The sequence below is a fragment of the Paraburkholderia sp. RL18-085-BIA-A genome (assembly GCF_046027075.1).
Taxonomy (GTDB): domain Bacteria; phylum Pseudomonadota; class Gammaproteobacteria; order Burkholderiales; family Burkholderiaceae; genus Paraburkholderia.
Genome location: NZ_JARESU010000025.1, coordinates 96,702 through 104,329 on the forward strand (window position 1 = coordinate 96,702; position 7,628 = coordinate 104,329).

Annotated in this window: 8 protein-coding genes and 3 pseudogenes; 2 read left to right on the plus strand and 9 right to left on the minus strand. The window is 59.2% G+C overall.

Going from position 1 to position 7,628, the window contains the following annotated elements:
• Positions 1 to 7: 7 nt before the first annotated feature.
• Positions 8 to 1,897 (minus strand): amidohydrolase, encoded by a 1,890-nt coding sequence (locus P0D89_RS19170; RefSeq protein WP_408376984.1) that lies wholly within the window; start codon positions 1,895 to 1,897, stop codon positions 8 to 10.
• Positions 1,894 to 2,184, minus strand: a complete 291-nt coding sequence (locus tag P0D89_RS19175) for a XapX domain-containing protein (RefSeq protein ID WP_408362575.1) — start codon at positions 2,182 to 2,184, stop codon at positions 1,894 to 1,896. The genes P0D89_RS19170 and P0D89_RS19175 overlap by 4 nt, the downstream gene beginning before the upstream one ends.
• Positions 2,185 to 2,701: 517 nt before the next feature.
• Here P0D89_RS19175 and P0D89_RS19180 point away from each other — a divergent pair.
• Entirely contained in the window at positions 2,702 to 3,391 is a 690-nt protein-coding gene (locus P0D89_RS19180) for a hydrolase (protein ID WP_408376985.1), read from the plus strand.
• Between the two features lie 159 nt (positions 3,392 to 3,550).
• On the plus strand, positions 3,551 to 3,829 hold the full coding sequence (locus P0D89_RS19185) for a DUF1427 family protein (RefSeq protein ID WP_408362577.1): 279 nt from the start codon (positions 3,551 to 3,553) through the stop codon (positions 3,827 to 3,829).
• Positions 3,830 to 3,899: 70 nt separating this feature from the next.
• On the opposite strand, the pseudogene P0D89_RS19190 reads toward P0D89_RS19185, so the two are convergent.
• The 7 genes and pseudogenes from P0D89_RS19190 to P0D89_RS19220 all read right to left on the minus strand — a co-directional run.
• Positions 3,900 to 4,226: pseudogene (locus P0D89_RS19190) on the minus strand (Rieske (2Fe-2S) protein).
• 6 nt (positions 4,227 to 4,232) lie between these two features.
• Positions 4,233 to 4,511: pseudogene (locus tag P0D89_RS19195) on the minus strand (YciI family protein); the annotation flags it as partial.
• Between the two features lie 139 nt (positions 4,512 to 4,650).
• Positions 4,651 to 4,923, minus strand: a complete 273-nt coding sequence (locus tag P0D89_RS19200) for a hypothetical protein (RefSeq protein WP_408362578.1) — start codon at positions 4,921 to 4,923, stop codon at positions 4,651 to 4,653.
• Positions 4,924 to 5,047: 124 nt separating this feature from the next.
• Positions 5,048 to 5,188: a hypothetical protein gene (locus P0D89_RS19205; protein ID WP_408362579.1), complete on the minus strand. Its 141-nt coding sequence runs from the start codon at positions 5,186 to 5,188 to the stop codon at positions 5,048 to 5,050.
• Between the two features lie 186 nt (positions 5,189 to 5,374).
• The gene (locus tag P0D89_RS19210) at positions 5,375 to 5,917 is read right to left on the minus strand and encodes an H-NS family nucleoid-associated regulatory protein (protein WP_408362580.1); all 543 of its coding nucleotides are present in this window, start codon (positions 5,915 to 5,917) and stop codon (positions 5,375 to 5,377) included.
• Positions 5,918 to 6,078: 161 nt separating this feature from the next.
• Complete coding sequence (locus tag P0D89_RS19215) at positions 6,079 to 6,723, minus strand: lysozyme inhibitor LprI family protein (protein WP_408376986.1); 645 nt, start codon at positions 6,721 to 6,723, stop codon at positions 6,079 to 6,081.
• A 456-nt stretch (positions 6,724 to 7,179) separates the two neighbouring features.
• Positions 7,180 to 7,628 (minus strand): annotated as a pseudogene (locus P0D89_RS19220) (hypothetical protein); the annotation flags it as partial.

Here is a 7,628-nt window from a genome sequence, read left to right on the forward strand (position 1 = left end):
CCTCTCCCTAGACCGCCCAACACGCGCACCCCAGCGCTCCCCAAAAGCTTTTGTAGTCCGACGCCGGCGCATTGCCGAGCCACGCGCGCCGATGGTCGTGACCGTGAACGCGGCAAGCGCGCGCGCAGTCACATGCTGCCGACGCCATCTGCTGAAGCGGCGCGCCGTACGCGTCGCCCTGCTTCCACGCGGCAAACCCGCCATACCTTCGCACCGGCGACCAGTCCGGCATCGCCGGAGGAGGCGGGCCATCGTCCAGCGAGGCGAATTCGCCAGTCGCATACACAACCTTGCCTCCAACAACTGTCAGCAAGGACGACGTACCAGCGATGTCGTCCCCGGCGCAGGCAAAGAAGTCGCGGTCAGGGACGATAAGGTCCGCGAGCTGACCAACCGCAATCTGCCCTTTCTTGCCGACTTCATTCGAGAACCAGGTGACCTTCTCGGTCCACATGCGCAGGGCCGTCTCGCGGTCGAGACAGTTGCGCTGGGGATAAATGCGCAGGCCGCCGACCGTCTTGCCGGTCACCAGCCAGGCGAGGGAGACCCACGGGTTGTAGGACGCCACTCGAGTTGCGTCAGTCCCCGCTGACATATGAATCCCCTTCTCGAGCATTCGCGAAACAGGAGGCGTGCCCTCAGCAGCTTTCTCACCATATCGCTCGACGAAATACTCGCCCTGGTACGCCATTCGATGCTGGACAGCAACGCCCCCGCCGAGAGCCGCGATGCGGTCCATCGACTTCTCGGTAATAGTCTCAGCATGGTCGAAAAACCAGTTCAGGCCGGCGAGAGGTGTATCGCGGTTCACCTTCTCGAACACGTCGAGCGCACGACTGATGGTCTCGTCGTACGTCGCATGCATGCGCCACGGCCAGCGATTCTCCACGAGCACGCGGACGACGCCTTCGAGCTCGTCCTCCATTTCCGGAGGCATGTCCGGGCGCGCCACCCTGAAGTCCTCGAAGTCCGCCGCGGAGAAAGTGAGCATCTCGCCTGCGCCGTTGTGCCGGAAGTAGTCGTTCCCGTCCTTATACTTCGACGTCTTCGTCCAGTTGAGGAAGTCTTCCTTCTCGCCCTTGGGCTTTTGAGTGAACAGGTTGTAGGCCAGCCTGATGGTCAGCAGTCCCTCAGCGTCAAGCTTCTGGACGACCTCGTAGTCCTCCGGGAAGTTCTGGAACCCGCCACCGGCATCAATGGCTCCGGTGACGCCCAATCGATTCAGCTCGCGCATGAAATGCCGCGTCGAGTTCAACTGATATTCGGGAGGAAGTTTGGGCCCCTTTGCCAACGTCGCATAAAGGATGGCCGCGTTGGGCTTCGCCAGGAGCAACCCTGTCGGATTGCCCGCGCTATCGCGCACAATCTCGCCTCCAGGGGGCTCAGGCGTGTCCTTGGTGTAGCCCACCACTCGCAGCGCCGCGGCGTTCAGCAGCGCGCGGTCGTAGAGGTGCAGCATAAAAACCGGTGTGTCTGGCGCTGCGGCGTTCAGCTCCTCGATGCTCGGCAAGCGACGCTCGTCGAACTGGTGCTCCGTGAATCCACCGACGACACGTACCCATTGAGGCGGCGGCGTGATAGCAACCTGCGCCTTGAGCATCTCCATTGCAGTCGCCAGTGAGCGCACACCATCCCACCGAAGCTCCATGTTGAAATTCAGCCCGCCACGGATGATGTGAAGATGGTTGTCGATCAACCCCGGAAGAGCTGAGCGTCCCTTCAGGTCGACCGTGCGCGTGCTATCGGACTTGAGCCGACTTACCTCGCTGTCGCCGCCGACGGCAATGAATTTACCGTCCTTGATAGCAACCGCAGCGGCAGTTGGCTTCGATTTATCTAATGTCGTGAACCGGCCATTAATAAGAATCAGGTCCGGCGCATCTTGATGAGACGTCATGAACGGTTCTCCTCAGACGATACTCCCGCCATGGGCCGAGGTCCTCCGGAGTTCCGGCCAGGCAAAGACCCAAACAGGTGTTGATTGCAGTGCTCCTCCCTCCAGGCCACACGAAAGTTGGCTCCGGAAAGCATCTTCTTTGCAACCGGGAAAATCTGTTCGCCCGCGAGTATGCCTAAAAGGCCCACCAGGGCGACGATAGGAGGCGCCGGTGACGGCACGCCAATCAAGCTATAGACCACGCCTACCAGGATTCCAGCCAGCAGCGAAAGCACATACGCTTTCATCGACCAACCCTCCTCAAGTACGCAGCAAGCAACCAGTCGCGACGACAATGACCAAGCCGAGAACCGAAGCATTCCAACACGTCTTCGCAAAACTGGCTTCGAAAAGTGTCGTCCCACCTTGCGACGACTTGATTGACGTGGCATCAAAGGATGCGCACCAGCACGACCTATGCAATCCTCCGGGCAATATACATACTTACCGAAAACATAACGAGAAATCGGCTATCGAAGGATAACGAATCTTTCACTTTCCTCGCAGCTTATGACTTTTCATCTCCAAAGAAAAGTATCTTGGTGGCATCGAACGCATACATAAACCCTGGTATCTCCATCGACATCTTCACATCCAGGCAATGTCGACTATGCTTCTTTGGACCACGGGACGGTATAGCTCATGTCTTATTTCTCCAGCGAGAGACACGTCGTTATTGGGTTCACTAGAGCAACGCGAGGGGCTCTTCTGGCGCTCAAATCTGGCGCGACGTTTTGTTAACACCTCATACGAACGGATGGCATCATGAGCCAAGAGAAACTGGAAGTACTTACTCCGACCAACAGCCAAATCATCTTTATCGACCAACAGCCTCAGATGGCCTTTGGCGTCCAGTCAATCGACCGGCAAGTATTGAAGAACAACGTCGTCGGACTGGCAAAGGCGGCGAAGACATTCAATATCCCGACGACTATCACGACAGTCGAGAGCGAAAGCTTCTCTGGCTTCTCGTACCCGGAGCTGCTCGACGTGTTCCCGGACCAGCCCACTCTGGAACGAACCTCGATGAACTCGTGGGACGACCAGAAGGTCCGCGACGCGCTCAAGAAAAACGGCCGGAACAAGGTCGTCGTCGCCGGCCTGTGGACGGAGGTCTGCAACACGACGTTCGCGCTCTGCGCGATGCTCGAAGGCGGCTACGAAATTTACATGGTCGCCGATGCATCCGGCGCCACCTCGAAGGACGCGCACGACTACGCAATGCAACGGATGGTCCAGGCCGGCGCCGTCCCGGTCACATGGCAACAGGTCATGCTCGAGTGGCAGCGCGACTGGGCGCGCAAAGAAACGTATGACGCCGTGATGAAAATCGTGAAAGAACATTCTGGGGCATACGGGATGGGCGTCGACTACGCCTACACGATGGTTCATAAGGCACCCCAGCGCACCGAAACGAAGCACGAGTCTCTCGCCGCGGTCCCGGCGAAGACGTGACGGGGCGATGCATCCTGAGCTGAAATGCGAGGCTCGCATCCGGAATCATCATCCCGGTGCGGGCCTTTCAGCGCAATGTCCATGGCAATTACCAGAATGCAAATAGTTCGCGACAACCATCGAGCACGCTGATACGCGAGTCCGAGGAATTTTCTGCCAATGAAACCTTATATTCTCTCGCTCCTTGGTGGCATTCTCGCCGGTGCGATATACAGCCTGATTCGTGTACGCTCGCCTGCGCCGCCAATGGTGGCCCTCGTGGGATTGCTGGGGATGGTTATCGGGGCTCAAATCATTCCAACTGGACGCCAGCTTCTGGCGAGCACTACGCTTCAGTTTGCGAAAACAGAGGTGGTGCAGACTCACACTACGCATTCGCCCCTTTCGAACAACGCCAAACTGATTTCGCGCGCGCCCGCCAACGTCTCACCGAATTGAATCCGGCAGCCTGCGTCGACGACGCGGGCAATACAGCGTCTGCCCCCGGCATGCGCTCTTGTCACGGCTATCAAGTCAGGACGACCCGGGCACTCTCGTCAACCGCAACCGGAACTGCTACCAGAGCTGAGCCGGCGCATGCCCGCCGATGCACTGCTCGTCACCGAACCTGAACAACGCGCTATGGTGCGCGCACATCAGAACCTGCGCGCAATAGCACGAGACGTTTCCAGGCTCGAAATCAAGCGGTAGCGAAAAATGCGGGCAGTGAGTTAAATACGCCCACACTTTCTGGCCACCGCCCACCCACAGCAGGACGGCCCGCGCGTTCTTCGTCGATGACGCGTGCACCACCGTCCGGGACTTCGGCAACCTGACACAGCTGACTTGCATTCATCACCCACACCCGCCGCTCAGAATTGCACAAGCTCCAGTCCCACGGACCCGCCTCCATGCGCGCGACAAACCCTTCTTTCATGTACGGGCCGTTTCCGGCAAATTGCATGACGGCGGCGATGTCGTCCACCTTGCAAAGCGGCGCCAGCGTGGGTCCGCCAAGACGCACAAACACGCCGTGCTGCGCCGCGCTTCGCAGATAGGTTCGATGGCCCGAGCGAACACGCTCACGGACTTCCCGCATGTCCGGCTTATCGGTGCCGAAGACTGCGTAATAGCTGGCCATTTTGATTAGCTGCGGTCGAGAACGAAGTCATCCCAGCGCTGAAGCGCTCGACTTCAAGGTATAGGCCAAAACGTATCTCAGTACCTGAAGTACGTCATGCCTCCACGCACAGCGGTGTCGTGGAGGTCTTCTTTTACGGCTAGTCCCCAAACGGGTTCCCGGTGTCTTTGGCTTCGGTATTAAGGTTGTATTCCGCACGCACGGCCTTGAGCACGCCCTCGATGTCGCGCTCGAAGCCGACCGCGTTGCCGAAGTGCGTCATGTTCCAGTTGCAGCCTGTTTTGTCCGGCTCCTGTAACCGCGGACGCGGCACACGAATCTTCACGCCGTCCTCGACGATTTCCTGCAGTCGATGGATTCGCCGGTTGACCTCCTGCTGTAGCTGCGAGGCATTGAGCGTCTTGCGTATCATCCAAGTCTCCTTCCGGTTGCTCAAATCAGTCTAGCTCAAGTGAGGCGTTCCGAGACCCGGCGCTGAAATACAAAGTGCCTGCGCGAGAGCAGGCGCCCTGGTTCGTTCAGGGTGCGTCAGCACGTCAGTACGCGACAGTCACGACGCCGCTACCGCCAACGCCCGCGTCACCACCGGTGTTCGCGTGGCCCACGCCGCCCGGAATACTCATCGTCCCGCCCACGCCACCACCGCAAGCGCCACCGGCAGCCTGGGTGGGTGCCATTCCGTTACCGACCCTCGCCGCCACCGCCCCCTGCAGTCAGTTCTGACTACCCCCGACTGCATTGCCCGAGCCGGAGGCACACCTTCATAACTGGAGTGGCCACCGGCTGCCGCCAGCAGACCGAACACAGAGGGCTGGCGATTTTGGCTTGCGTCGGTACCCATGCTGCCGCCGGTACCGACCAGCTCAGCCTATCAAAAACTTCGACCGGTTCTTGGCTTCAGCAATCCAACCTGGCGCGCGTCCCCTTCCACTCCACGTCGCACCGCTCTTTGGGTCACGATAAAGCGCTGGTTGACGACCTTTCGGCTGTCCCTTACCAACGCTCGCACCAAACGTCTTTGAAGTCTTCTTGACCGCAGCCTTCGCGTTGCCAGCGGAAGCCGGCTTCGCCGTCGCCGTCCCTCCGTCAACAAGAAACTTCCCACGATTCTTCGCGCCTGCAATCCAGCCTGGCGCTCGGCCATGTCCCGTCCAGGTCGCGCCGGTTTCCGGGTCGCGGTACTTGGCCGCGGCAACGCTCTTCTTGCCGACAGTCTTCGCTCCGACCTTCTTCGCGCCCCGCTTGCCGCCAGCGTGACCATCAATGTCCGCAGCCGTCAGGCCGTGCTTTTCCATCAACTCATGAATGGTCTTTAGGACCTTCACGGTCTCTTTTGTCGTCAATGCATCCGCCTGTGCCTGCAGTTTTTTCATTTTCACTTCGATTGTTTGCAAAGTCGTTGCCATCAAGTGGCCTCCTCATCAATGTGGTCGCAATATGCCACGATCGAAAGGGAAAAAGCTAGGGCATCGATCGCAGCGGCACTCTACCGAGGACGGAAGTTGCTGGCGCCTTGCACATTGCCGCTCGGTTGGGGCACGGGGCTCGCCTTTCCCGCGAATTTTGTTTAACGGTTCTCCCGGCCGCCACCGTTCTTCTTGCGGCGTCGGAAAAGCGCTCCGAATCCAACCGCGACAAGCAAGGCCGCCAACAAACCGGCGTTCATCCCGATCAAGCTGCGAGAGTCACCCGGACTGGAAGCAGCAGAAGCGACAGCGGGCGAAGACGCTTGCGTTGCGACCGGCTGCGGAAGGGCCACGCCGGCGGCACTCCCTTGACGCACAAGGGATGCTTCCGATGTCGGCAAGGCTTGGGATGCGGGAGGGACAATTGTTTCCGACGTAGGTCCGACAGGGGCCATGGCAGTAGCCGAAGCCATAATCGGCGCCGGTACAGCCGCAGTAGCGGCTTCGAGCGACCTGGCCATCACCTTCCACTTCGCGAATACCGTATCAATGCAGTGGACGTCGGTGCAGGCGTTCCGTGACTGCCTCCACTGGGCGAGTTGCGCAGACGATAGCTTCCGGCTACTCAGCAAGGCCTGCTGCTGAGCGACAATATCGTCATACTCGTTGTCCAAAATGGCGTGGTCACATATCACGCGTTCAGCCGGTTGACGGGTCGTAGCACATTGAATGTCGCTCGCCCGCGCGCCGGGAGAAGCGAGCGCTGCAATGTACAGCAGCCATGCGAAGTAATTCTTCAAACGCACGAGTCCTCCTTTAAGTAAATTGGCGTGCAGTGATGGTAGTCCTTGCCCGAGGGGGCGGGCAATGGGTCATGGCTCGTGTGACCGTATCCTACCGACCAAGTTTCCATCACGGCAACTCAACGTGCCTGCACCACATCGCGTCATCTGCAACTGACCGACGCCGAAGGCTCGGCTTGCTAGTAACGACCGGCGGCTCATCTGCGGAAAAGACCACCGCTACCACGTCGCCGACTTGCGTGAAGCTTCGGACAAAGCGATAGACTTGGTCGCCGATAACGGCCTCCAGACATCAGATACCCGTCTGCTCTGCGCGAATTCACAGCCGCTAGTCAGACTTCATAGCGCCCGTACCGACAGACGGGTACGAAATGGTCCGCGGCATTCCTGCTTTGAAGACCAATCCGGAGCGACCGGAGAGCCGGATGATTGGCAGGTGGAATCGCCACCCGGCTGAGGTCAAAGAAGCTGTTGGCCGGCTCCACCCCCTACAGCGAAGTGTCGCCCTGACCAGGGTTCGTGTGTACGCCCACCGTTGCTAATCCAAAGCAACGCATCGGGAAGCTCTTCTGCATTCCAGTCGAGAGACACATCCGCGTGCTGCTCCGGGTACCGCAACACAAACGGCGGCTTGCATTCTGAGATTTGCAACAACTCTTCGGTCGCTCCGGACAACGGCAGGCGGGTCACATCCATAAGCCCTTGCGTGGTCGGAATTTCCTTCAGGGTCGAGATGATGCGGTTCGGGAGAATTCGCGAGGCGCCGGGCTCTTGTGGAACCGGGTAGCTGTAGATGGCCTGCTGTGGATACAATGCCGCTGCTGCCAAACGCGCACTCACAATTCGCCATGAAAAACTTGGGCGACTTCCAGCCGGCTTGCTGATGAATTCGATTACCGCATTTGAAG